This window comes from Micromonospora sp. NPDC050980, assembly GCF_040653835.1.
In the GTDB taxonomy this organism is placed as follows: Bacteria; Actinomycetota; Actinomycetes; order Mycobacteriales; family Micromonosporaceae; genus Micromonospora.
On the sequence record NZ_JBFAGS010000008.1, the window covers coordinates 40,532 to 62,578 of the forward strand.

Below are 22,047 nucleotides of genomic sequence, written 5' to 3' on the forward strand. Positions count from 1 at the left end.
AGCCGGGTCAGGCGATCGGGGTGGCGTGCACCGGGTCCAACTCCATCACTGTGGTGTCGTCCACGTCGTAGGAGATGGCGGCGTGCACCGCGACCACGCCGGCCACCTGGCCGGCCAGCCGGGCGGCGAGGTCGACGGCGCTGCGGCGGTCCAGCCGACCGTCCAGGGTGACCTCGCCGCCGCGGACCTGCACCGTGACCAGTCCGTCCCGGATCGCGAGCACCCGGCGCAGCACCTCCTGGACCACGTCCTCGCGGATCTCCGCGTCGGTGCGCAGGTGCACCCGCAGCAGGTCACCGCGGGTCACGATGCCGACCAGCCGGCCCAGGTCGTCGAGGACCGGCAGCCGTTTGACCGCCTCCCGGTCCATCAGCCGGGCCGTCGCGGCGAGCGTGGCCCGCCCGTGCGTGGTGACCGCCGGTGCGGTCATCAGGTCCCCGGCCACCAACGCGCCCGCCTTCTCCCGGGCGGTCCGCCGCCGCCGCCCGGAGAACACCCGGCGTTCCTCGGGCCGGCCGGACCGCTCCACCTTGTGCAGCAGGTCCGCCTCGGAGACCACGCCGAGGACCCGGCGGAACGAGTCCACCACCGGCACCCCACTGACCCGCTCCCGGACCAGCACGTCGACGATGTCCCGGTAGGGCGTCTCCGCGCTCACGGCCGCGACGTCCCTGGTCATCACGTCGGCCACCTGCCATGTCCTCATCACGACCTCCTCGCCACGTGCCTGCACCCACGACGCTAGGCCGTCGCCGGGCGCCCGGGGCAGGGGCTCCGGGCCGCTCCCGGACGGGCCGACCGGACCGGGTCCGGACGGGACCAAGGACCCGGTCGGAGGGCACCCTCGGCCCTGCTCCGGGCCGGCGCCGGGCGGTGGAATGGAGCTGCCACCGAAGCGCGGTGCCAGGCACAGGAAGGACGTGGAGACCATGACCGCGACAATCGAGCGGACCCCCGCCGCCACCAACGCTCCGGCGGCCGAGAACCCCCGCCAGAAGGCCACCCGCTACGTCTGGGCCGGGCTGCGGATCGCCCTGGGCTGGGTCTTCCTCTGGGCCTTCCTCGACAAGATGTTCGGCCTGGGGCACGAGACCCCGGCGAAGAACGCCTGGATCAACGGGGGCAGCCCGACCAAGGGCTTCCTGGGCAACGCCGTGGCCGGCCCGTTCGCGGACGTCTACCACGACATCGCCGGTGCGGCCTGGGCGGACTGGCTGTTCATGCTCGGCCTGCTCGGCATCGGCGTGGCGCTGCTGCTCGGCGTCGGCATCCGGATCGCCGCCGTCGCCGGCGGGCTGCTGCTGGTCCTGATGTGGACGGCGGTGCTGCCCCCGGCGAACAACCCCTTCATGGACGACCACCTCATCTACGCGGGCCTGCTCGCCGGCCTGGCCCTGGTCGGCGCCGGCAACACCCTCGGCCTCGGCCGGGCCTGGGCGAAGATCCCCCTGGTTCAGCGCCTCCCCTGGCTGAAGTGAGCGCAGTTCCCCCTGGGGCGGGCGTCGCCGGCAGGCGACGTCCGCCCCAGGCGTGCGCCCCGCCGGTGGGGACCGGCGCGTATCGGCCGGTCGCGATCCGGCAGGATCGACGGTGACCGCACCGTCAGCACCGAGGAGACCCGCTCATGGACAAGCCCGAGGTTGGCCCGATCGAGGGCGCGCCGCCCGCCGATCTCGTCGTCGAGGACATCACGGTCGGCGACGGCCCGGAGGCCCACGCCGGCCAGTTGGCCAGCGTGCACTACGTGGGCGTGGCCCACTCCACCGGCCGCGAGTTCGACGCCTCGTGGAACCGGGGCGAGACGTTCGAGTTCCCGCTCGGCGGCGGTCAGGTCATCGCCGGTTGGGACCAGGGCGTGATCGGCATGAAGGTGGGCGGCCGGCGCCGGCTCACCATCCCGCCGCACCTGGGCTACGGCGCCCGGGGCGCCGGTGGCGTCATCAAGCCGAACGAGACGCTGGTGTTCGTGGTGGATCTGCTCGGCGTGCGCTGAGCCCGCCGCCGGTCACCGGGTCGCCGGCGGCACGCCGGCGACCCGGTGCGGCCCGGCTCACGCGGCGAGGCAGGTCACCAGCTCGCGCGCGCGGCCCGACTCGCGCACCGCAACGACCCGGTGCAGGCCGGTGACCCGCAGCACCCGGGCCACCACCGGTGCCGGGTCGACCAGCACCAGCTCGCCGCCGCGGGCCCGGACCCGCAGGTGGGCGGCGGCCAGCGCGCGCACCCCGGCGGCGGAGAGCAGCGCCACCCCGGACAGGTCGACGCGCACCACCGGCCGCGCCGGCGCCGCCCAGAGCGCGGCCCGGAACGCCGACACGGTGGCGATGTCGATCTCGCCGACCGGGCGCAGCTCGACCGCGTGGTCGAGCACCTCCGTCACCACCGCGAAGCGGTCGCCGCTGTCCGTCATGCCGGTAAACCTACTCCCGGTCACCGACAGTTCCGGCTGCTCGGCAAGGGGTTCCGGGTAGTGCCCGGGGTCGACCCCGAGCCGCCTCAGGGTCGTCGCGCACCGGCGTGTCCGCGACCGGGCGGCGGCGGAGGCAGGGACACGCCGCACGGACTCCCCGCCGGAGCGCCGGCGGGCCCACAATGACCGGATGGCCGTCCCCCGCCCGCGCGTGCCCCTGCTGATCCGTCCGGTCCGCGAGCCGGCGACGGTGCCGCCCCCGCTGGCCGGGGCCTGGGCCCCCGACGACACCCGGCTGGACCGGGCGGACCTGCTGCCGCTGCCCGACGGCGGGCGCGGGCCGGAGGACGTGGTCGTCGACGCCGACGGTCGGGCGATCAGCGGTGACGAGGACGGCCGGCTGTGGTGGTGGCCGGCGGACGCCCCGCCCGGCACCCGGCCCACGCTCCTTGCCGAGACCGGTGGCCGGCCGCTCGGCATCGAGCTGGATCCGGTCGACGGCGGGTTGCTGGTCTGCGACGCCTACCGGGGGCTGCTGCGGATCGACCCGGCCGGCGTGGTGCACGAGTTGACCGGCACCGCGCCGCCGGTGCACCTGGCCGACAACGCGGCGGTCGCCGGCGACGGCACCGTCTTCTTCACCGACTCGTCCGACCGGTTCCCGCTGTCGCACTGGAAACGGGACCTGCTGGAGCACCGGCCCAACGGGCGGGTGCTGGCGTACCACCGGCGGACCGGGCGCACCGACGTGGTGGCGGACGGGCTCTACTTCCCCAACGGCCTGGCGCTCACCCCGGACGAGTCGGCGCTCATGCTGGTCGAGACCGCCACCCACCGGCTGCTGCGGGTGGACCTGCCGGGTGGGCGGGCCACGGTGCTTGCCGATCTGCCGGCGTACCCGGACAACGTCTCCGCGGTCGGCGACGGGACGTACTGGATCGCGCTGCCCAGCCCCCGGCTGCCGGTGGTGGAGCGGCTGCTGCCCCATCCCCGGGTCCGCCAGCTCGTCGCGTTGCTGCCCGGCGCGGTGCAGCCGCAGCCGCGTCGATACGGGCTGGTCGCGCTGGTCGACGGCGCGGGGCGGGTGCTGCGGACGCTGCACGGGCCGAGCGGCGCGTACCCGATGGTGACCGGCGTGCGGCAGCACGGCCGGCAGCTCTGGTTGGGCAGCCTGACCGCGTCCGGCGTGGCGCGGGTCGACCTGGACTGAGACCGGCGCCGGGCCGGCCCGCGCGTGACGCGGGCCGGCCCGTGGCCGTTCCTCCCCTGGATCAGCCGCCGCTGTTGCTCCTGGTCGGGGTGGGGGCGGGCGCGGACCCGCCGGCCACCGCGCCCGGATGCGGCGTCGGGCTCTGCGTGGGCTTCAGCCCCGCCGGTACGGGCAGCGCGCTGCCCTTGGCGAACTCGTCCCAACTGACGTTCCAGGCGGTGAAGCCGTTGCCCGGCTGGAGCTGCACCTCGGTGCCCTTGACCGTCACCAGGTCACCGACCTGGGTGACGCCCATCAGCCAGTCGGCGCCGCTGGCGGAGACGTTCGTGCAGCCGTGCGAGGTGTTGTTGAAGCCCTGTTCCCCCTCCGACCACGGCGCGGAGTGGATGAACTCGCCGCCCCAGGTCAGCCGCTGGGCGTCGTCCACGTCGACCACGTAGCCGCCGTCCGGCTCGCCCCGGGTGTCGAAGGTGGTGTGCTCGTGCTTCTCCATGATCACCATGGTGCCGCTGGAACTCGGCGTGCTGGGCTTGCCGAGGCTGACCGGGAGCTTCCGGAGCACCCTGCCGTCCTGGTAGACGGTCATCTGCTTGGTGGCGTTGTCGATGTCGAGCGACACCTGCCGGCCCACCTTGGCGGTCGCCACCCGGTCGACGTCGCCGATCGCCTCCGTGCCGATGGGCAGCCCCTCCAGCGCGCTGCGCACGCTGATCGTGGTGCCGGGCTTCCAGCGGTCGGGCGCCCGGTACTCGGCCTGCTTGCCGTCGGACATCCAGGACCAGGTGCCCGGCTGGGGCGGATCCGTGGTGACGAACAGTCGACGCTGCACGTCCGACCGGGCCTGTTCCGGAATCGGCGGGTCGAACCCGAGCACGACCGGCATCGCCGTCCCGTACGTCTGGTTGTCCCGGAAATACAATTCGCTGGTGACGGCCGGTTTGGTGGATTTGGCCATCGTGGTGAACGTCGTCCGTCGCGTCGCGGTCTTCCCGGAATCGCCGGTCGCGGTCACCTCGGCGGTGTACGTCCGGGAATTGGCCAGCGGGGCGTCCGGCACCCAGCCGGACCCGTCCTCGCGGGCCCGCGCCGGCACCGGGCGGCCCTTGTCGTCGGTCAGTTTCACGCCGGTCACCCTGCCGTTGCTGACCTTCGTGCCCACCTCCGCGCTGATCGGCACGTCGCGGGCCCGGTCGGCCGGGGTCACAGTGACCGACGGCGGCGCCGCCTCGGCCTGCTTCGCCACCGGCTTCGGGCCGGCGGTGCATGCGCCGACCGCGAGCGGCGCAGCCGCGACGGTCATCGCGAAAAGCGTCAGTCGCCGCCTCAAGAACATATTTCGCCCCCCATTTTTGAAACCCCCTCGCCCACATTCTGTAGGCCCGGCGGCACGGGGTGGCACCTTCGGCGGAATTGCTGGAAAACGCCTGCGGCGAAATGGGGCGCCGCCTCCCGGAGCGGAATCGGCTCACCCACTCGTCCCGGGCTGCGCGGCCCCGCACCCGACGACCGGTTCGCCCCCGTCCGGCCACCTCGAGGGCCGCAGCCCCGTGCTGACGAGGGCTGCGGCCGTCGGGGTCAGACGTTCGCGATCAGCAGGGCGGGGCGTTCGACGCAGTCGGCCACGTGGCGCAGGAAGCCACCCGCCACGCCGCCGTCGCACACCCGGTGGTCGAAGGTGAGGCTGAGCTGGGTCACCTTGCGGACCGCGAGTTGCCCGTCGACCACCCAGGGCTTGTCCACGATCCGCCCGACGCCGAGCAGCGCCGCCTCCGGATGGTTGATGATCGGGGTGGAGCCGTCCACCCCGAAGACGCCGTAGTTGTTGAGGGTGAACGTGCCGCCGCTGAGCCGCGCCGGTTGCAGCGTGCCGGCCCGGGCCGACGCGGTGGTCTCGGCCAGCGCGGCGGCCAACTCGCCGGTGGTCAGCCGCTGGGCATCACGCAGCACCGGCACCACCAGCCCCCGGTCGGTCTGCGCCGCGATGCCCAGGTGCACCCCGGCGGACTGGACGATCCGCTGCCCCTCGGTGTCGACCCGCGCGTTGAGCTGCGGGTACCTCCGCAGCCCGCTGAGACAGATCCGGGCCAGCAGGGCCAGGATGCTCACCGGCGCGTCCGGCGTGGCGGCGTTGATCGCGGCCCGGGTCTCCAGCAGCCCGGTGGCGTCCACGTCGACCCAGATGGTCACCTCGGGGATCTCCCGCCGGCTGCGCGAGAGCTTGTCGGCGATCACCTTGCGGATGCCGGTCAGCGGCACGACCACGTCACCGTCGCCGGCCGCGGCGAGCCCGACGTGCGCGTCAGGTGCGGTCCCGTGGTGTGCCTGCGGGGTCGGCCCGGCGGGCGCGTCCGGCACCGCGGCGAGCCGGGCCGCTGGCGCGTCGGCCACCGCCTCCACGTCGGCGCGGCGGATCACGCCACCGGGCCCGGTGCCGCGCAGCGACGCCAGGTCGACGCCGCGTTCCCTGGCCAGCCGCCGCACGATCGGCGAGATCACCAGCGGCGCCGTGGCCCCGGACCGGTCGGTGGCCCCCGCCGCGCCGTCCGCCGCCGCACCGTCCGCCGTCGCACCGGCCGTCGGCGCACCGGCCGTCGGCGGAGCAGGCGGTTCCGACGGCGCCGGCGCGCCGGACTCGGCGGCGACCGACAGGCGGGGGCGGCGGCGCCGCCGCCCCGGGCCGCCGTGCCCGGTGCCGTACCCGATCAGGACGTTGCCGGAGCCGGCCCGCTCCTCCTCGCGGTAGGTGGCGTGCGGGTCCGCGGCGTCGTCGACGTCGAGCGGGGCGACGGTGATCAGCGGCCGGCCGACCGGGCGCACCTCACCCACCGCCCCGTGCAGCGCGACGACCCGGCCCGGGTACGGGCAGGGCACGTCGACCACGGCCTTCGCGGTCTCCACCTCGACCACGGTCTGATCCACGGTGACCACGTCGCCGACGGCGACCCGCCACTCGACGATCTCCGCCTCGCTCAGCCCCTCGCCCAGGTCGGGCAGGAGGAAGTCACGCGCTCCCCCGGCGGCGGTCGCGCTGCGCTCGGTGCGTTCGCTCATGCCGCTACCCACCTGGTGTCGGGCCGGTCGTCCCACTGCAGCCGGGCCACGGTGTCCAACACCCGGTCCACCGAGGGCAGGTGGGTGTGCTCCAGCATCGGCGCCGGATACGGGATGTCCAGGCCGGACACCCGCAGCACCGGGGCGTGCAGCGCGTGGAAGCAGCGTTCCTGCACCCGGGCGGCGATCTCGGCGCCGACGCCGGCGAAGCCCTGCGCCTCCTGGATCACCACGCACCGGCCGGTGCGCCGGACCGACGCGGTGACCGTGGCGTCGTCGAACGGCACGATGCTGCGCACGTCGACCACCTCCAGGTCCCAGCCCTCCTCGCGGGCCGCCTCGGCCGCGGCGAGCGCCACCGGCACCGCCGGGCCGTACGCGACGAGCGTCGCGTCGGTGCCCGCCCGGCGTACCACGGCCGTGCCGATCGGGCCGGTGCGCGTCGGCAGCTCCGCCTCGCCGCTGGCGAAGTAGAGCTTCTTCGGCTCCAGGAACACCACCGGATCCGGGTCGTCGATCGCGGCCCGCAGCAGCGAGTACGCGTCGTCGACGGTGGCCGGCGTGACCACCTTCAGCCCGGGGGTGTGCGCGTAGTACGCCTCGGACGAGTCGCAGTGGTGCTCGACGCCGCCGATGCCGCCGGCGTACGGCACCCGGATGACGATCGGCACGCTGAGCGCGCCGCGGGTGCGGTTGCGCAGCTTCGCCACGTGCGACGCGATCTGCTCGAACGCCGGGTAGGCGAACGCGTCGAACTGCATCTCGACCACCGGCCGCAGGCCGGACATGGCCAGGCCGACCGCGAAGCCGACGATGCCCGCCTCGGCGAGCGGGGTGTCGAAGCAGCGCTTGTCGCCGAAGCGGGCCTGCAACCCGTCGGTGATCCGGAAGACGCCGCCGAGCTGGCCGACGTCCTCACCGAAGACGACCACCCGCTCGTCGTCGAGCATCGCGTCGGCGAGCGCCGCGTTGAGCGCCTTCGCCATGGTCACGGTGGCCATCAGGCGTCCCCCTCCTCGTCGCCGGCCAGCTCGGCCCGGACCATCTCGCGCTGCTCCACCAGTTGCGGCGTCGGCTCGGCGTACACGTGGTCGAACAGGCTCATCGGGTCGACGGTCGGCTGGGTGTCCATCCGGCGGCGCAGCGTCGCGGCGTACGCCTCGGCCTCCTCGGCGACCGCGGCGACCGCGGCGTCGTCCAGCACGCCTTGGGACCGCAGGTACGCCTCCAGCCGGGCGATCGGATCGCGGTCGCGCCACGCCTCGACCTCGCCGGCGTCGCGGTAGCGGGTCTGGTCGTCGGCGTTGGTGTGCGGCTCCATCCGGTAGGTGTGCGCCTCGATCAGGTACGGGCCCCGGCCGGAGCGGGCGTGCGCGACCGCGCGGTTCAGCACCGCGAGCACGGCCACCGGGTCGTTGCCGTCGACCTGCTCACTGGGCACCCCGTAGCCGACGCCCTTGTAGGCCAGGCTCGGCGCGGCGGTCTGCCGGGACAGCGGCACGCTGATCGCGTACTTGTTGTTCTGCACCAGGAACACGACCGGCGCCTTGAACACGGCGGCGAAGTTGACGCCCTCGTGGAAGTCGCCCTCGCTGGTCGCGCCGTCGCCGACGAAGGCGAGCGCGACCGTGTCCCGCCCCTGGTAGGACTCGCCGTAGGCCAGGCCGGCGGCGTGCACGCACTGGGTGGCGAGCGGGGTGCACTGCGGCGCGGTGCGGGTGACCGCCGGGTCGTACCCGCAGTGCCAGTCGCCGCGCAGGAGGGTGAGCACCTCGACCGGGTCGAGGCCGCGGGCGGTCAGCGCCATCGACTCCCGGTAGGTGGGGAAGACCCAGTCCGAGTCGCGCAGCGCGAGCACGCCGCCGACCTGGCAGGCCTCCTGGCCGCGCGCGGACGGGTAGACGGCGAGCCGGCCCTGCTTGGTCAGCGCGGTGGCCTGCGTGTCGAACCGGCGGCCGACGACCATCCGGCGGTACATCTCGCGCAGCGTCTCGATCGGCGGCTCGGGGTAGTCGTCGCGCGGGGGCAGCGCGGTGCCGTCCGGGTCGAGCAGCCGGACCGGCTCGGGCTGCGGCAGCAGGCCGGGTTCGACGGCGGCCGGGGTGGCCGCCCGGCGGGTGCGCGGGGATGCCCTGCGGACCGCCCGGGGTGTGGTCGTCACGGCGGGGACCTCCTGGACTTGTGGTGGCCCTATGCTCCTGCTCGGGGATGATTGACTCAACTTCCGCAGGTAACGCGGGACGACTGGCACAGGGAGGCGACCGCAGTGAGCCAGGTGACCGGCGCCACACCGGGCGCGGCGGGCGGAACGGGACGTTCGGCCGGACCGCTCGACGACGTCGACCGGCGGATCCTGGGTGAGCTGGTGGCCGACGCCCGGCTCTCCATCCGCACGCTCGCCGACCGGGTGCACGTCTCGCGCACCAACGCGTACGCCCGGGTGGAGCGCCTGCTGCGCGACGGGGTGCTCACCGGCTTCACCGCGCGGGTCGCCCCCGAGCCGGCCGGGCTGGGCACCTCGGCGTACATCGCGCTGACCATCGAGCAGAACACCTGGCGGGAGGTCTCCGCCGAGCTGGCCCAGGTGCGCTACATCGAGCACGCGGCGCTGCTCAGCGGCGAGCACGACGTGCTGGCGCTGGTCCGCGCGCCGGACAACGCCACCCTGCGGGACGTGGTGCTCGACCGGGTGCAGAGCATCGCCGGGGTGCTCTCCACCCGCACCTGGCTGGTCTTCGAGGAGTTCGACGGCACGCAGAGCCCCTGGGCCTGAGCCTCAGCGCTCCGGCGGCGGCTCCAGCCCTTCGGAGTCGGCCAGCGCGAGCAGCGGCTCCAGGGAATACCGGCGTCCGTCCAGCCCGGCGTGCGGATCGCCGCGCTCGGCGAACCGGGCGGGCATGCTGCGCACGTCGAAGTCCTCCGGCCGGGCGTCGTCCAGCTCGGCCCAGTGCAGCGGCGCGGAGACCAGCGCCGCCGGCGTGGGCCGGATGGAGTATGCCGAGGTCATGGTGTGGTCGCGGGCCATCTGGTTGTAGTCGACGAAGACCGGCCGGTCACGCTTGTCGCGCCACCAGGTGGTGGTGACGAGGTCCGGCAGGCGCCGTTGCATCTCCAGGCCGAGCGCCAGCACCGCCCGGCGGCACTCGCCGAAGCTCCACCGCGGCTCGATGGAAAGATAGACGTGGATGCCCCGCCCGCCGGTGGTCTTCGGGAAGCCCTCCAGGCCCAACTCGGCCAGGTACGCCCGCACCTCGTGGGCCACCGGCACCACCTGCGCGAACTCCACCCCCGGCATCGGGTCGAGGTCGATGCGAAGCTGATCGGGGCGCTCCACGTCGGTCTTCGACACCGGCCACGGGTGGAACCGCAGCGTGCCCAGGTTGGCCGCCCAGATCACCACCGCCAGTTCGCTCGGGGCCACCTCGTCGGCGGTCCGGCCGCTGGGGAACGTGATGTGTGCGGTGCGCACCCAGTCGGGCGCACCCGCCGGCAGGCGCTTCTGGTAGAACGCGTCACCCTTGTTGGTCTGCCGGGTGGCCACCTTCGCGCCCTCGAACACGCCGCGCGGCCAGCGTTCCAGCATGGTCGGTCGGTCCCGCAAGGCGCGCAGGATCCCGTCGCCGACGGCGAGGAAGTAGCGCACCACGTCCAGCTTGGTCAGCCCCCGCTGCGGGAAGTAGGGCTTGTCGGGGCTGGAGACGCGGACCAGCCGCTCCCCCACCCGGATCTCCTCGGCCGCCGCGCTCGCCACGTCCCACACGGTAGGGCACCGGCCGGCGTCGCGCCGGCATCTCTCAGGCGACCAGCAGGATCCCGACCGCGATCAGCGGGATCGAGACGAAGAGGAAGATGCCCACGCCGGTGAGCACCCGGCCGCCGCCGCCGTCCTCGCGCTCCGGCGCCAGGCCGAACGTGGACCGGGCCGGCAGCATGCCGATCCGGCTCAACGTCAGGTCGCCGGTCATCCCGATCAGGCCGCCGACCAGCATGAACGCCACCCCCACCCGGTGCACGAAGTCGCCCCCGCCCACCGTCACCCAGACGCCGACCGCCGCCGCGATCACCACCACCGCGATCACGAAGAGCACCAGCGCCTCGCGCAACCCTCGGACCACCGTCGACATGCCCACCTCCACGCCACGGACCACCCCGGTCCGCCGGCCATTCTGCCGGACCGGGGCAAGCCCCCGCCGCCCCGTCGACGGCGGACCGGTGCGGCGGCCGGCGCCGGCCGCCGCACCGGTCCGGCGTGGACATGGCCGGTGGGCCCGGCGCGGTTACCCTGATCCGGGCGGTTTGTGCCGAACCGGGCGAGGGTAGGGGGCCCTCAACAGCCGACCTAGGAGGTAACCGGTGTCCACCGACGCGATCGTCCTGCTCAAGGAGGACCACAAGGAGATCCGCCGTCTGTGCAAGGCCTTCCAGGATGCCGAGGACGGCCCGGCGAGTCGGCGCGGGAAGATCGTCACGCAGATCCTCGAGGCGCTCACCGTGCACACCTACCTGGAGAACGAGGTGATGTACCCCGAGGTCCGCAAGCTGGTCCCCGACGTCGAGGACGACATCCTCGAATCGTACGAGGAGCACCACGTCGCGGACGTGCTCTGCGTCGAGCTGTCCGCCATGGACGCCGACGACGAGCGCTTCGTCGCCAAGACCACGGTGCTGATCGAGAACGTGCTGCACCACGTCGAGGAGGAGGAGCAGGAGTGGTTCCCGAAGGTGCGCGACGCGCTCGGCCGTAACCAGCTCCAGGAGATCGGCCGACGCATGCTCGACCTGCGGGCCGACGCGCCCCGCACGCCCACCGCGCCGAAGGCGGTCAAGAAGTCCGTCGACGCGGTGGCCGCCTGAGCGGTTGCGTCACCCGCGCGGGGTCCGGCCGGCCACGGCCGGGCCCCGCGCCGCGTCCCGGTCGCCCCCGTCGGCCGGGTAACCTCCGCCGCCGCTGGCCGTTGGGCAGGTTGCACCGCAGGTCAGGGACGAGATGGGGCACACGTGTCAGTTGGTCGACCACAGGTGGAACTCCGGCAGCCGCTCCTGGGGGCGGAGGGCGCCCCCCGCTCGACGTACCGCGGGGACATCGAGGGCCTGCGCGCCCTCGCCGTGCTCATGGTGCTCGTCGGTCACGCGGCCCGGGACCTGGTGCCGGGCGGGTTCGTCGGGGTGGACGTCTTCTTCGTCATCTCCGGTTTCCTCATCACCGGGCTGCTCGTCGGCGAGTTGGAGCGCACCGGACGCCTCTCGCTGACCGGGTTCTATGCCCGCCGGGCGAAGCGGCTGCTGCCCGCCGCCGTCCTCGTGCTGCTGGCCAGCCTGCTGCTCACCTGGCTGGTGCTGCCCGCCACCCGGTGGCGCGCCACCGCCTGGGACATCGTCGCCAGCGCCTGTTACGGCCTGAACTGGCGGCTCGCCGTCCAGTCCACCGACTACTGGGCCCGGGAGGACGCCCCCAGCATCGTCCAGCACTTCTGGTCGCTCGGCGTCGAGGAGCAATTCTACCTGTTCTGGCCGCTGCTGCTGCTCGGCCTGGCCGTCCTGGGCGGGCGCCGGCGGCTGCGCCGGGGCGCGTTGATGGCCGGCGTCGCGCTGGTGGCCGTGCCGTCCTTCGCCTGGTCGGTGCACCAGAGCCAGGCGGACCCGGGACCGGCCTACTTCGTCACCACCACCCGGCTGTGGGAACTCGCCCTGGGCGGCGCCGTCGCCGTCGCAAGTACCCGCGCGCTCCGGATGCCACGGTCGTTGGCGGCTCCGCTGGCCTGGCTCGGGGTCGCCGCGGTGCTGGCGTCCGCCGTCGTCGTCGACCCCGAGGCGGCCTTCCCCGGCTATCAGGCACTGCTGCCGACGCTCGGCACGGCGGCGGTCATCGCCGGCGCGCCGGCGGCCGGCGGGTGGGGGCCAGCCGGGCTGCTCGGGCTGCGGCCGATCCGCGCGGTCGGAGCGCTGTCCTACTCGCTCTACCTGTGGCACTGGCCCCTGCTGATCGCCGCGCAGGCGAGGTTCGGCGAGTTGAGCCCGGCGGTCGCCCTCGGGGTGGTGGCGCTGTCCGCCGTGCCGGCCGCGCTGACCTACCGGTTCCTGGAGAACCCGGTCCGGATGTCCGAGACGCTGCGGTGGCAGCCGGTCGTGGCGCTGCGGGTAGGCGCGGTCTGCACCGGCGCCGCCGTCACCGCGGGCCTGTTGTTCCAGCTCGTGATCGGGCCGCCGCCGTCGGCGCCGGTGACGTCGGTGACCATGCCGCTGCCCAGCGGGAGCGCGGCGGCGGCCCGCAGCCTGACCGTCACCGGCCCGCCGGGGGCCACCGTGCTCGCCGCCGACCCGCGGGGCGACGAGGCCGGCAAGGCGGTCGACCGGGTCGCCTCGATCACCCCCGACCCGATGGTGGCCAAGCTGGACGGGCCCGAGACCTGGCCCAACGCGTGCGGGGCCAAGCCGAAGGGGGACGCGGGGATGATCCCGTGCGTCTACGGGGACCCGAACGGCACGATCACCGTCGCGCTCGCCGGGGACTCGCACGCCACCCAGTGGCTGCCCGCGTTGCGGGCGGTGGCGGAGGTCGAGGGGTGGCGGCTGACGGTCTACACCCTGGGCGGCTGCCCGCTCATCGACATGGAGCGGGTGGCGGCCTGGCGGGAGTGGCCCGCGCCCCGGTGCGTGGACTGGAACCGCCGCGTGCTCAAGGAGATGGTCGACGTGGTGAAGCCGGACCTCCTCCTGGTCGGCAACGGCTTCTACCACCCGAACGGCAATGTGCCGCCGGAGCCGACCGAAACGTCCAACAAGGTCCTGGCCGACGCGCTGCGCGCCACGTGGCAGCAGCTCACCGCGGTGGGTGTGCCGGTCGCCGTGCTGCGCGACAACCCGCAGTTGAAGCGGATCGCCCCCGAGTGCGTGCTGACCAACCGGACGAAACTGACCCGCTGCGCCAACCCGCGGGCGGACGCGTTGCGGGTCGGCAGCGGCGCGGCGCACAAGCTGGCGGTGGCGAAGCAGCGCGACGTGCACCTGGTGGACCTCACCGACGCCATCTGCCCGACCGACCCCTGCTCGGCGGTCATCGGCAAGGTGCTCGTCTACCGCGACAACAACCATCTCACCGGCACCTACACGACGACCCTCGCCCCCCGACTCCGGACGGCCCTCACGAAGATCCTCAGCTGAGGTCCGGAGCTTGTCCGCCGGCGAGCCGGCCACGGCCGCGCGCCCGCCCGTCATCCCCGCAGGTCCGGCCCGCGGCCGACCGGTAGGATCGGTGCGGGCCGTGACTGGCGCGTGGAGATGGAGCACCATCGGGGAGCGGCCTCGTCATGAGGACGCATGCCGAGCGCCTGGGCCTTCCGCACGTCACCTGGAGGTCGCATGTCGCGTAACGCCGAGTCCACCGCCTTCCGCAGCGCGCTGGACGTGATCCGCGCCGTCGAGCCGCGGGTGGCGGACGCCATCTCCGCGGAGCTGGCCGACCAACGCGAGTCGCTGAAGTTGATCGCCAGCGAGAACTACGCCTCCCCCGCCACGCTGCTGGCCATGGGCAACTGGTTCAGCGACAAGTACGCCGAGGGCACGATCGGGCGCCGCTTCTACGCCGGCTGCCAGAACGTCGACACCGTCGAGGCGCTCGCCGCCGAGCACGCCCGGGAGCTGTTCGGGGCCACCCACGCCTACGTGCAGCCGCACTCCGGCATCGACGCCAACCTGGTCGCCTTCTGGGCGGTCCTGGCCGACCGGGTCGAGGCGCCCGCGCTGCGCAAGGCGCAGAAGCGCCAGGTCAACGACCTCAGCGAGGCGGACTGGTTCGCGTTGCGCCGGGAGCTGGGCGACCAGCGGATGCTCGGCATGTCGCTGGATGCCGGCGGTCACCTCACCCACGGCTTCCGGCCCAACATCTCCGGCAAGATGTTCGACCAGCGCAGCTACGGCACCGACCCGGCCACCGGCCTGATCGACTACGACCGGGTGGCCGAGGCGGCCCGCGAGTTCCGGCCGCTGATCCTGGTCGCCGGCTACTCGGCGTACCCCCGGAAGGTCAACTTCCGGATCATGCGGGAGATCGCCGACTCGGTCGGCGCCACCTTCATGGTCGACATGGCGCACTTCGCCGGCCTGGTCGCCGGGAAGGTCTTCACCGGCGACTTCGACCCGGTGCCGCACGCGCACATCGTCACCACCACCACGCACAAGTCGCTGCGCGGGCCGCGCGGCGGCATGGTGCTCTGCGGCCCGGAGCTGGCCGACCAGGTGGACCGGGGCTGCCCGATGGTGCTCGGTGGCCCGCTGCCGCACGTGATGGCCGCCAAGGCCGTCGCGCTCGCCGAGGCCCGCCGGCCCGACTTCGCCGACTACGCCCGGCGGATCGTCGACAACGCGCAGGCCCTCGCCGACGGGCTGCTGCGCCGGGGCGCGAAGCTGGTCACCGGCGGCACCGACAACCACCTGGTGCTGATCGACGTCTCCGGCTACGGCCTGACCGGCCGGCAGGCCGAGCAGGCGCTGCTCGACTCCGGCATCGTGACGAACCGCAACGCGGTGCCGCAGGACCCCAACGGGGCGTGGTACACCTCGGGCATCCGGATCGGCACGCCGGCGCTGACCACCCGGGGGCTGGGCGCGGCGGAGATGGACGCCACCGCCGAGCTGATGCACACCGTGCTCACCCAGACCACCGCCGGCACCGGCGGCGACGGCGCCCCGTCGAAGGCGAAGTACGTGCTCGACCCGGCGGTCGCCGAGTCGGTCGGCAAGCAGGCCGCCGACCTGCTCACCCCGTTCCCGCTCTATCCCGAGGTCGAGCTGGGCTGAGACGGCCCGCGCCCCTGCCCACCGGGTCGATCGGCAGGGGCGCGGGACCTCAGCGCAGCGGGCGCTTGAGGTGGTAGCGGTGCACCTCGGTGCTGCCCTGCACGTTGTTCACGTCCTCGGCGGCGCTGACCAGTTCCCAGCCCTCGCGGCCCACCCGGTTGAGGTGCGCGACCGCGGTGTCACCGTACGCGGTCACGTCGGTGCGGGACCCGTCCGGGCCGTACCAGACGAACGAGACGTGGAAATTGCGGCCCTGCCCCTGATAGCGGCGGACCAGCAGCGCGTACTCCCAGGCAACCATCCGTCCATTATCAACGGTGCGCGCGCGGCCGGGGAACACCGGTGGTGGCGTGCGCGCGACACTGCGCGGTCAGGCCGGCGTCCCCACCGCCGCCGTGGTGTCGGTGACCAGCGCGGCGAGCCGGTCCAACCCCAGGTCGATCTGCGCCGGGGTGACCGCGCTCACCGACAGCCGCAACGCGTTCACCGGCGTGCCGGCGTCGTAGAAGTGCGCCATCGGGGTCCACAGCACGCCGTACTCCCGCGCCGAGCGGTGCAGCAGCGCGTCGTCGACCGCGAACGGCACGGTCAGCACCACGAAGAAGCCGCCCGCCGGCACGCTCCAGCGCACCGGGCCGCCGGCCGGGAAGCGCCGGGCCAGGCCGTCGACCAGATGGCCCAGATTGCGGGCGTACGCGGCCCGCTCCCGGACGTTCGCGGCCACCAGCGAGCAGTCGTGCGCCAGCAGCGCGCCGCCGATCACCGCCTGGCTGATCGGTGACGTGTTCACCGTGACCATGCTCTTGATCTTCGCGAGCTGGTCGGCGAGCGGGCCGACAGTGCCGTCCGAGCCGCCCACCCGCTGGTCGGCCACGACGTAGCCGACCCGGGCGCCGGGCAGCACGGTCTTGGCGAACGAGCCGAGGTAGACGACCCGGCGGGTCGTGTCGAGCGCCTTGAGCGTCGGACGGCGGTCCGTGCCGGCGGTCGGGAAGAGCCCGTACGGGTTGTCCTCGATCAGCAGCAGGTCCTCCTCGGCGGCCAGGTCGAGCAGCCGGCGGCGGTGCGCGGTGTCCATGCTGACCCCGGACGGGTTGGCGAAGTCCGGCATCACGTAGCAGGCCCGTGGCCGCAGTCCCTCGGCGCGGGCCCGGCGCACCCCGGCGCGCAGGTCGGCCAGGTCGACGCCGTCCGGGCCGCCGGCCACCGGGCGCACCGGCAGGTCGACCAGGCGGGCCGCGCCGGTCAACCCGACGTACGTCGGCGCCACCGCGAACAGCACGTCCGACGGTCCGGCCCGCAACGCCCGCAGCACCAGGAACATCGCCTCCTGGCAGCCGACGGTCACCACGATGGCCTCCGGGTCCACCGTGAGCTGCTCGTCGACGGCGAGGTTGCGGGCGATCAGGTGGTGCACGATCCCCTTCGTCCGGCCGTACTGCAACAGCGTCCGGTCCACCTGGGCGGCGTCGAGCCCGAGATCGTCGGCGAGGTGCCGGCGGAACCGGTCCAGGTGCTCGGGCAGCCGGGCCGAGTCGAAGAACTCCTCGTACGGCCGGCCGGCGGCCAGCGACACCGCCTCCGGGTAGTGCTGCGCCACCTCGTTGAGGAAGTTCATCGAGTTCAGCGCCGGATCGTCGACGCTGCCGTGCAGCGCCGTGACGGCCAGGTCCACCTGTCGCACGTCAGCCTCCGATCCGGGTGCGCAGCCGCCGGGCCGACGCCGGGTCGGGGCAGCCGCTGAGGATGAGAGCGTCGCGCAGCTCGGCGGCGAGCAACGCCAGGGCGGCCTCCGCGCCGGCCCGACCGCCGGCGGCGAGCGCCCAGAGCAGCGGCCGGCCGACCAGCACGCCGGCCGCGCCGAGCGCGAGCGCGCGCAGCACGTCCACGCCGCCACGCACGCCGCTGTCCAGCAGCACCGCGCACCGCTCACCCACCGCGTCGACCACCTCCGGCAGCACGCTCACGCTGGCCGGGGCCGCGTCGAGCTGCCGGCCGCCGTGGTTGGAGATCACCACCGCGTCCACGCCGGCGTCCGCCGCGCGGACCGCGTCGCGCGCGTCCAGGATGCCCTTCACCAGCAGTGGCACCGGGGTACGCGCCCGCAGCCAGGCCAGGTCCGACCAGCTCAGCGCCGGGGCGAAGACCGCGCCGGTGTGCGCCGCCACGGCCGAGACGCCGGGCGTGCCCTGGTGGGCCAGGTCGTCCCGGCCGCCGGGCAGGTTGGCGGCGGTGACGTGCGGGGGCAGCGCGAAGCCGTTGCGCGCGTCGCGCAGCCGCCGGCCCAGCACCGGCACGTCCACGGTGACCATCACCGCCGCGCAGCCGGCAGCCGACGCCCGGTCCAGCAGGTCGGCCACCAACGCGCGGTCGCGCAGCCAGTAGAGCTGGAACCAGACCGTCGCGCCGGCCGCCGCGATCTCCTCGATCGGCGTGCTGGACAGCGTGCTGGCCACGTAGGGCACGCCGGCCGCGCCGGCCGCCGCCGCGAGCGCGGGCTCGCCGTCGGGGTGCAGCAGGCGTTGGTACGCCATCGGCGCGACCGCCACCGGCAGCGCGGCCGGGCCGCCCGGCAGCGACGCCTCGGTGGACGGGTCGTCCACGCCGGCCAGCATCCGGGGCAGCACCGCCACCCGGTCCAGCGCGGCCCGGTTGGCGGCCAACGCGGTCTCGGCGCCGCTGCCGCCGTCGACGAAGTCCCACACGTCGGCCGGGAGCACCGCCCGGGCCAACGCGGCGAAGTCGGCCAGGCATGCCGGTGGCACGAAGCCCGGCTCAACCATGGGCGCGGACACCCGTCGCGCTCCCGGCCGACTCCCCGCCCGGCGGCACCGGGTCGGCCGGGTCGAGGCCGAAGCGTCGGCGCAGGAAGGCGGCGACCTTCTCCTGCGCCTCGCGGCCGGCGTCGAACACCCCGGGCATGGCGAAGAAGCCGTGGATCATGCCCGGGTAGTCGAGCGTCTCGGTGGGCACGCCGGCCTCGCCCAGGCGCTCAGCGTACCGCTGGCCCTCAGCGCGCAGCGGGTCGTGTCCGGCGGTGACGACAAGGGCCGGCGGCAGGCCGGACAGGTCCTCGGCGAGCAGCGGCGAGGCCAGCGGGTGGGCCGCGTCCCCCGAGTCGGCGAGGTAGTGGCCGCGGTACCAGCCGACCGAGTGCCGGTTGAACAGCAGCGGGTCCTCGTCGTCGTCGGCCGGGCGTCGCCCGGGACGCTGGTCGGTGTTCGGGTAGACCAGCACCTGGGCGGCGAGTCGGGGGCCGCCGTCGGCGCGGGCCAGCAGCGTCACCGCGGCGGCCAGGTTGCCGCCGGCGCTGTCCCCGCCCACCGCCAGCCGCGCCGGGTCGATCCAAAACTCGGCGGCCCGGGCGGCGAGGTGGCGCAGCCCGGCGTAGCAGTCCTCCACCGCGGCCGGGAACGGGTGCTCGGGAGCGAGCCGGTAGCCGACGGTCACCGTCTGGCAGCCGGCCAGGTTGACCAGGCGGCGGCAGATCCCGTCGGCGGTGTCCACGCTGCCGAGCGTCCACCCCCCGCCAAAGAAGTAGAGCAGCGTGGGCAGCGGGCCGGCACCGGCCGGCCGGTGGATCCGCACCGGCAGCGGCCCGGCCGGGCCGGGCACCTCGGTGTCGCGTACCTCGGCCACCGGCTCGACCGCGCCGGCGCCGGCGCGGATCGCGGCGAGGTCGGCGGCGCGGGCCTCGGCCAGGGACTGGGTGTAGAGCGGCGCGGCGCCGGCCGCCGCGCGCGCGGCCCGCCACGCGAGGACCTGCGGATCGAGCGTCATCGGGCCTCCCCGGTGGTGACGAACAGCTTGTCGATGCCGCGCAGGAAGAGGCTGCCGCTGTAGGTGTAGGGCTGGGTGACCGCGAGCCGGGGGAAGCGGGCGAAGAGCCGGGGCAGCGCGAGCCTACCCTCCAGCTTCGACACCGCCGAGCCGAGGCAGAAGTGCAATCCGACCCCGAAGGCCAGCGACGGCGGGCCGTCGCGGCGCGGATCGAAACGGTCCGGGTCGGGGAACCGGGCCGGGTCGCGGTTGGCGGCGGCGATCAGCAGCAGCACGTTCTCGTCCCGGCCCACCGCCACGCCGTCCAGCTCGGAGTCGGCCGGCGCCGACCGGGCCAGGAAGTGCACCGGGCTCTCCATCCGCAGCACCTCGTCCACGCAGCCCCGGGCGAGCGCGTCGTCGCCGGGCAGCGCAGCGGTCACCTCCGGGTGGCCGAGCAGCAGCGGAAGACCGTTGCTGAACATGTAGACGGTGGTGACGAAGCTGGCGTTGAACAGCACGATCAGGTTGCTGATCAGCTCGTCCTCGGTCAGCTCGACGCCGCCGGCGTCGAGCACCTCGACCAGGCCGCTGATCAGGTCGGCGCCCGGGGACCGGCGACGGTGGGCGATCAGGTCGCGGTAGTAGACCCGCAGCTCGTCGGCGGCCTGGTTGGCCCGGGCCAGCCGCTCCGGCGTCTTGCCGGAGACGTCCATGTACTCGTCGATCCAGTCGACCCGCTGCCGGTACCAGGCCAGATCTGCCGCCGGCAGGCCGATGAACTCGGCCATCACCAGCGCCGGGACCGGGTACGCGAAGTCGGCGACGAAGTCCACCTCGGTGCCGTCCGCGCCGGCCTCGGCGATCGCGTCCAGGCGTTCGTCGACGATGCGCACCACCACCGGCTCCAGCGCGCCGAGCCGACGCGGGGTGAACGTGCGGGCGAACACCGCGCGCATCCGGGTGTGGTCCGGCGGGTTGATGAACATCATCGAGGTCAGGAAGGTGCGCAGGATCTCCTGCTCCTCCCAGCCGGGCGGGAAACCCTTGTACCACCCGGGATCGCGCAAAATCCGATCCACCACGTCGTAGCCGCCGGCCACCGCCGTGACGGTGCTGTGCTCGGCGCGGGTGGGAACGGCGTTGATCGGCCCGTGCTCGTGCAGGGCCGCGTAGAAGGGATACGGGTTCTGCCGGCCCTGCTCGCTGTACAGGCCGGTCAGGATCTCACTGACGTCCACGGCGTTCTTCCTCCCCAGGAATGGCGGCGGGGGCGGCCGCCGTGTCGACGCCGCCCCCGCCCGGTGTCACAGCCCGAGCATCCGCAGCGGCACGGCGTTCGCCATCGCCTGCGCGCCCGCGTCGTTCGGGTGGATGTGGTCCCCGGCGTCGTACGCCGGCAGCAGCCGGCTGGGCTGCGCCGGATCACGCAGCACGGCGTCGAAGTCGAGCACGCCGTCGAACTCGGCCCGCCCGGGGCCGCGCAGCCAGGCGTTCACCGCGTTGCGGGTGGCGTCCTTCTCCTCGGTCCACACCCCCGGCCCGCCGTTGCCCTCGTACGGGGTGATGGTGCCGACCAGACTGGTCAGCCCGCGCGCCTTGACCTGCTGGTTGAGCTGGCGCAGTGACGCGATGATCGCCTCGCTGCTGTCGTCGCTCATCCAGATGTCGTTGATGCCCAGGTGGGTGATGACGGTCCGGACGCCGGTCTGCGGGAAGACGTCCTCGTTGAGCCGGGCCAGCGCGTTCGGGCCCAGCTCGTAGTAGCCGGGGAAGCCGCCCGCGCCGGGCTCCGGCCCCTCGTGGTTGAGCCGGTTGCCGGCCAGGCTCAGGTTGAGCACACCCGGCGTGCGGACCTCCGGGCGGGCGTCGATGAGCCGCTCGGCGAGCAGGTCCGGCCACCGCTTGTCGGCGTTGACCGTGCTGCCGTTGCCGTCGCCGATCGAGTCGCCGAGCACCACCACCGAGCCCGGCGTCTTCCTGCGCTCCACGTCGATGCCGGACAGGAACATCCAGCAGCAGTTCGGCTTGATGGTGAAACCCGCGCCGTCGGCCGCGGTGGTCAGGTCCGTCGCCCCGATGAAGTTGGTGACCCGGGACTGGCCGTGGAACGTGACCGGCCCGGTGAGCACCGGGAAGTACAGGGTGACCACCAGGTCCTCCTGCTCGGCCACCGGGTAGGCCAGCGGGTCGCTGAGCAGCTCGGCACCCTTGTTGATGGTGGCCGAGGCGTCACCGGAGAAGCGCAGCTCGCGCACGCTGGCCGGGTCGATGTCGGACAGGTCGTCGACGGTGGTGGTGTTCGGCCGGGCGATCGTGGCGTGACCGACCTTGACGGCCTGCTCGCCGTAGAGGTTGGTGAGCCGGACCCGCAGGCGCGGACCGCCCACCGTGGTCTGCACGGTCATCCGGATGCTCTGGTCGTTGAGGCCGGTGTTGGTCAGCCCCACGGTGTTCCCGCGGGTCACCGCCGCGGCCCAGCTCCCGGCCCACTCGGCGCGCCCGTGCCCGGCGCGGTCGGTGTCGGTGGGGCCGGCGCTCGCGGTCACCGCCGGGGTGCCGGCGAGCAGCAGCGTTGCGGCGGAAGCTATGACGTGCCATCTCTTCGGGGTCGGCATCGATCCTCCATGGTCGGCAGCCCCGGGCGTGGCGCGGTCGGCGCCATCTCCCCGGGCGATGGACCGGAAACTAGCCGCCCGCCGCGACGAGCGTCAATCAACCTGATCGACATGATCAAATGCCCGCGGGACGCCGGGCACCGACGATCGGCTCTGTCCGTGGTGGACCGCCGCTGCCTAGGCTCGGAACCGGCGGCGGTGCG

General features: G+C 74.0%; 21 protein-coding genes and 1 riboswitch. Of the genes, 7 read left to right on the top strand and 14 right to left on the bottom strand.

Features of this window, described 5'->3' with window-relative positions:
* Nucleotides 1–7: 7 nt before the first annotated feature.
* Entirely contained in the window at nt 8–706 is a 699-nt protein-coding gene (locus AB0H28_RS14795) for a CBS domain-containing protein (protein ID WP_358039156.1), read from the bottom strand.
* A gap of 214 nt (nt 707–920) precedes the next feature.
* Here AB0H28_RS14795 and AB0H28_RS14800 point away from each other — a divergent pair, with 214 nt between their 5' ends.
* Together AB0H28_RS14800 and AB0H28_RS14805 are read left to right on the top strand one after the other, a co-directional pair.
* The gene (locus AB0H28_RS14800; protein WP_358039159.1) at nt 921–1,478 is read left to right on the top strand and encodes a DoxX family membrane protein; all 558 of its coding nucleotides are present in this window, start codon (nt 921–923) and stop codon (nt 1,476–1,478) included.
* Between the two features lie 146 nt (nt 1,479–1,624).
* A complete protein-coding gene (locus tag AB0H28_RS14805) occupies nt 1,625–1,993 on the top strand; it encodes an FKBP-type peptidyl-prolyl cis-trans isomerase (RefSeq protein ID WP_358039162.1) in 369 nt (122 codons plus the stop codon).
* Between the two features lie 57 nt (nt 1,994–2,050).
* Here AB0H28_RS14805 and AB0H28_RS14810 read toward each other — a convergent pair whose 3' ends face one another.
* Nucleotides 2,051–2,410, bottom strand: a complete 360-nt coding sequence (locus tag AB0H28_RS14810) for an anti-sigma factor antagonist (protein WP_358039165.1) — start codon at nt 2,408–2,410, stop codon at nt 2,051–2,053.
* Between the two features lie 190 nt (nt 2,411–2,600).
* Between AB0H28_RS14810 and AB0H28_RS14815 the strand changes: the two genes are divergently transcribed.
* Nucleotides 2,601–3,620 carry an SMP-30/gluconolactonase/LRE family protein gene (locus AB0H28_RS14815; RefSeq protein ID WP_358039168.1) on the top strand — a complete coding sequence of 340 codons (1,020 nt, stop codon included), beginning with the start codon at nt 2,601–2,603 and terminating at the stop codon, nt 3,618–3,620.
* Between the two features lie 61 nt (nt 3,621–3,681).
* Here the strand turns inward: AB0H28_RS14815 and AB0H28_RS14820 are convergent, their stop codons facing one another.
* The 4 genes from AB0H28_RS14820 to pdhA all read right to left on the bottom strand — a co-directional run bounded on the left by AB0H28_RS14820 (nt 3,682) and on the right by pdhA (nt 8,865).
* Complete coding sequence (locus AB0H28_RS14820; RefSeq protein WP_358039171.1) at nt 3,682–4,953, bottom strand: Ig-like domain-containing protein; 1,272 nt, start codon at nt 4,951–4,953, stop codon at nt 3,682–3,684.
* A 242-nt stretch (nt 4,954–5,195) separates the two neighbouring features.
* Entirely contained in the window at nt 5,196–6,671 is a 1,476-nt protein-coding gene (locus AB0H28_RS14825) for a dihydrolipoamide acetyltransferase family protein (protein ID WP_358039175.1), read from the bottom strand.
* Nucleotides 6,668–7,672 (bottom strand): alpha-ketoacid dehydrogenase subunit beta, encoded by a 1,005-nt coding sequence (locus AB0H28_RS14830; RefSeq protein ID WP_358039178.1) that lies wholly within the window; start codon nt 7,670–7,672, stop codon nt 6,668–6,670. The genes AB0H28_RS14825 and AB0H28_RS14830 overlap by 4 nt, the downstream gene beginning before the upstream one ends.
* The gene (gene pdhA / locus AB0H28_RS14835) at nt 7,672–8,865 is read right to left on the bottom strand and encodes a pyruvate dehydrogenase (acetyl-transferring) E1 component subunit alpha (RefSeq protein WP_358039686.1); all 1,194 of its coding nucleotides are present in this window, start codon (nt 8,863–8,865) and stop codon (nt 7,672–7,674) included. Before pdhA ends, AB0H28_RS14830 begins: the two co-directional genes overlap by 1 nt.
* Nucleotides 8,866–8,937: 72 nt before the next feature.
* Here pdhA and AB0H28_RS14840 point away from each other — a divergent pair, with 72 nt between their 5' ends.
* Nucleotides 8,938–9,444, top strand: coding sequence for an Lrp/AsnC family transcriptional regulator (locus AB0H28_RS14840; protein ID WP_358039181.1), 507 nt, complete (start codon nt 8,938–8,940; stop codon nt 9,442–9,444).
* Nucleotides 9,445–9,447: 3 nt separating this feature from the next.
* On the opposite strand, the gene AB0H28_RS14845 is transcribed toward AB0H28_RS14840, so the two are convergent.
* Nucleotides 9,448–10,431, bottom strand: coding sequence for a DNA primase small subunit domain-containing protein (locus AB0H28_RS14845; protein WP_358039184.1), 984 nt, complete (start codon nt 10,429–10,431; stop codon nt 9,448–9,450).
* A gap of 34 nt (nt 10,432–10,465) precedes the next feature.
* Nucleotides 10,466–10,795, bottom strand: a complete 330-nt coding sequence (locus AB0H28_RS14850; protein WP_358039186.1) for a hypothetical protein — start codon at nt 10,793–10,795, stop codon at nt 10,466–10,468.
* Between the two features lie 229 nt (nt 10,796–11,024).
* Here AB0H28_RS14850 and AB0H28_RS14855 point away from each other — a divergent pair, with 229 nt between their 5' ends.
* The 3 genes from AB0H28_RS14855 to AB0H28_RS14865 all read left to right on the top strand — a co-directional run bounded on the left by AB0H28_RS14855 (nt 11,025) and on the right by AB0H28_RS14865 (nt 15,467).
* Nucleotides 11,025–11,525, top strand: a complete 501-nt coding sequence (locus tag AB0H28_RS14855) for a hemerythrin domain-containing protein (protein ID WP_358039189.1) — start codon at nt 11,025–11,027, stop codon at nt 11,523–11,525.
* Between the two features lie 165 nt (nt 11,526–11,690).
* Nucleotides 11,691–13,832 (top strand): acyltransferase family protein, encoded by a 2,142-nt coding sequence (locus AB0H28_RS14860; RefSeq protein WP_358039191.1) that lies wholly within the window; start codon nt 11,691–11,693, stop codon nt 13,830–13,832.
* A 90-nt stretch (nt 13,833–13,922) separates the two neighbouring features.
* Nucleotides 13,923–14,012: riboswitch (ZMP/ZTP riboswitch) on the top strand.
* Between the two features lie 18 nt (nt 14,013–14,030).
* Complete coding sequence (locus tag AB0H28_RS14865) at nt 14,031–15,467, top strand: glycine hydroxymethyltransferase (protein WP_358039194.1); 1,437 nt, start codon at nt 14,031–14,033, stop codon at nt 15,465–15,467.
* 49 nt (nt 15,468–15,516) lie between these two features.
* On the opposite strand, the gene AB0H28_RS14870 is transcribed toward AB0H28_RS14865, so the two are convergent.
* From AB0H28_RS14870 to AB0H28_RS14895, 6 genes are all read right to left on the bottom strand, one after another.
* Complete coding sequence (locus AB0H28_RS14870; protein ID WP_091056082.1) at nt 15,517–15,768, bottom strand: hypothetical protein; 252 nt, start codon at nt 15,766–15,768, stop codon at nt 15,517–15,519.
* A gap of 69 nt (nt 15,769–15,837) precedes the next feature.
* Complete coding sequence (locus AB0H28_RS14875; RefSeq protein WP_358039197.1) at nt 15,838–17,151, bottom strand: PLP-dependent aminotransferase family protein; 1,314 nt, start codon at nt 17,149–17,151, stop codon at nt 15,838–15,840.
* A 1-nt stretch (nt 17,152) separates the two neighbouring features.
* Nucleotides 17,153–18,250, bottom strand: a complete 1,098-nt coding sequence (locus tag AB0H28_RS14880) for an alpha-hydroxy acid oxidase (RefSeq protein WP_358039200.1) — start codon at nt 18,248–18,250, stop codon at nt 17,153–17,155.
* Nucleotides 18,243–19,247 carry an alpha/beta hydrolase gene (locus AB0H28_RS14885; RefSeq protein ID WP_358039203.1) on the bottom strand — a complete coding sequence of 335 codons (1,005 nt, stop codon included), beginning with the start codon at nt 19,245–19,247 and terminating at the stop codon, nt 18,243–18,245. The genes AB0H28_RS14880 and AB0H28_RS14885 overlap by 8 nt, the downstream gene beginning before the upstream one ends.
* Nucleotides 19,244–20,467, bottom strand: a complete 1,224-nt coding sequence (locus AB0H28_RS14890; RefSeq protein WP_358039206.1) for a cytochrome P450 — start codon at nt 20,465–20,467, stop codon at nt 19,244–19,246. Before AB0H28_RS14890 ends, AB0H28_RS14885 begins: the two co-directional genes overlap by 4 nt.
* A 66-nt stretch (nt 20,468–20,533) precedes the next feature.
* Nucleotides 20,534–21,817: an SGNH/GDSL hydrolase family protein gene (locus AB0H28_RS14895; RefSeq protein ID WP_358039689.1), complete on the bottom strand. Its 1,284-nt coding sequence runs from the start codon at nt 21,815–21,817 to the stop codon at nt 20,534–20,536.
* Nucleotides 21,818–22,047: the final 230 nt, after the last annotated feature.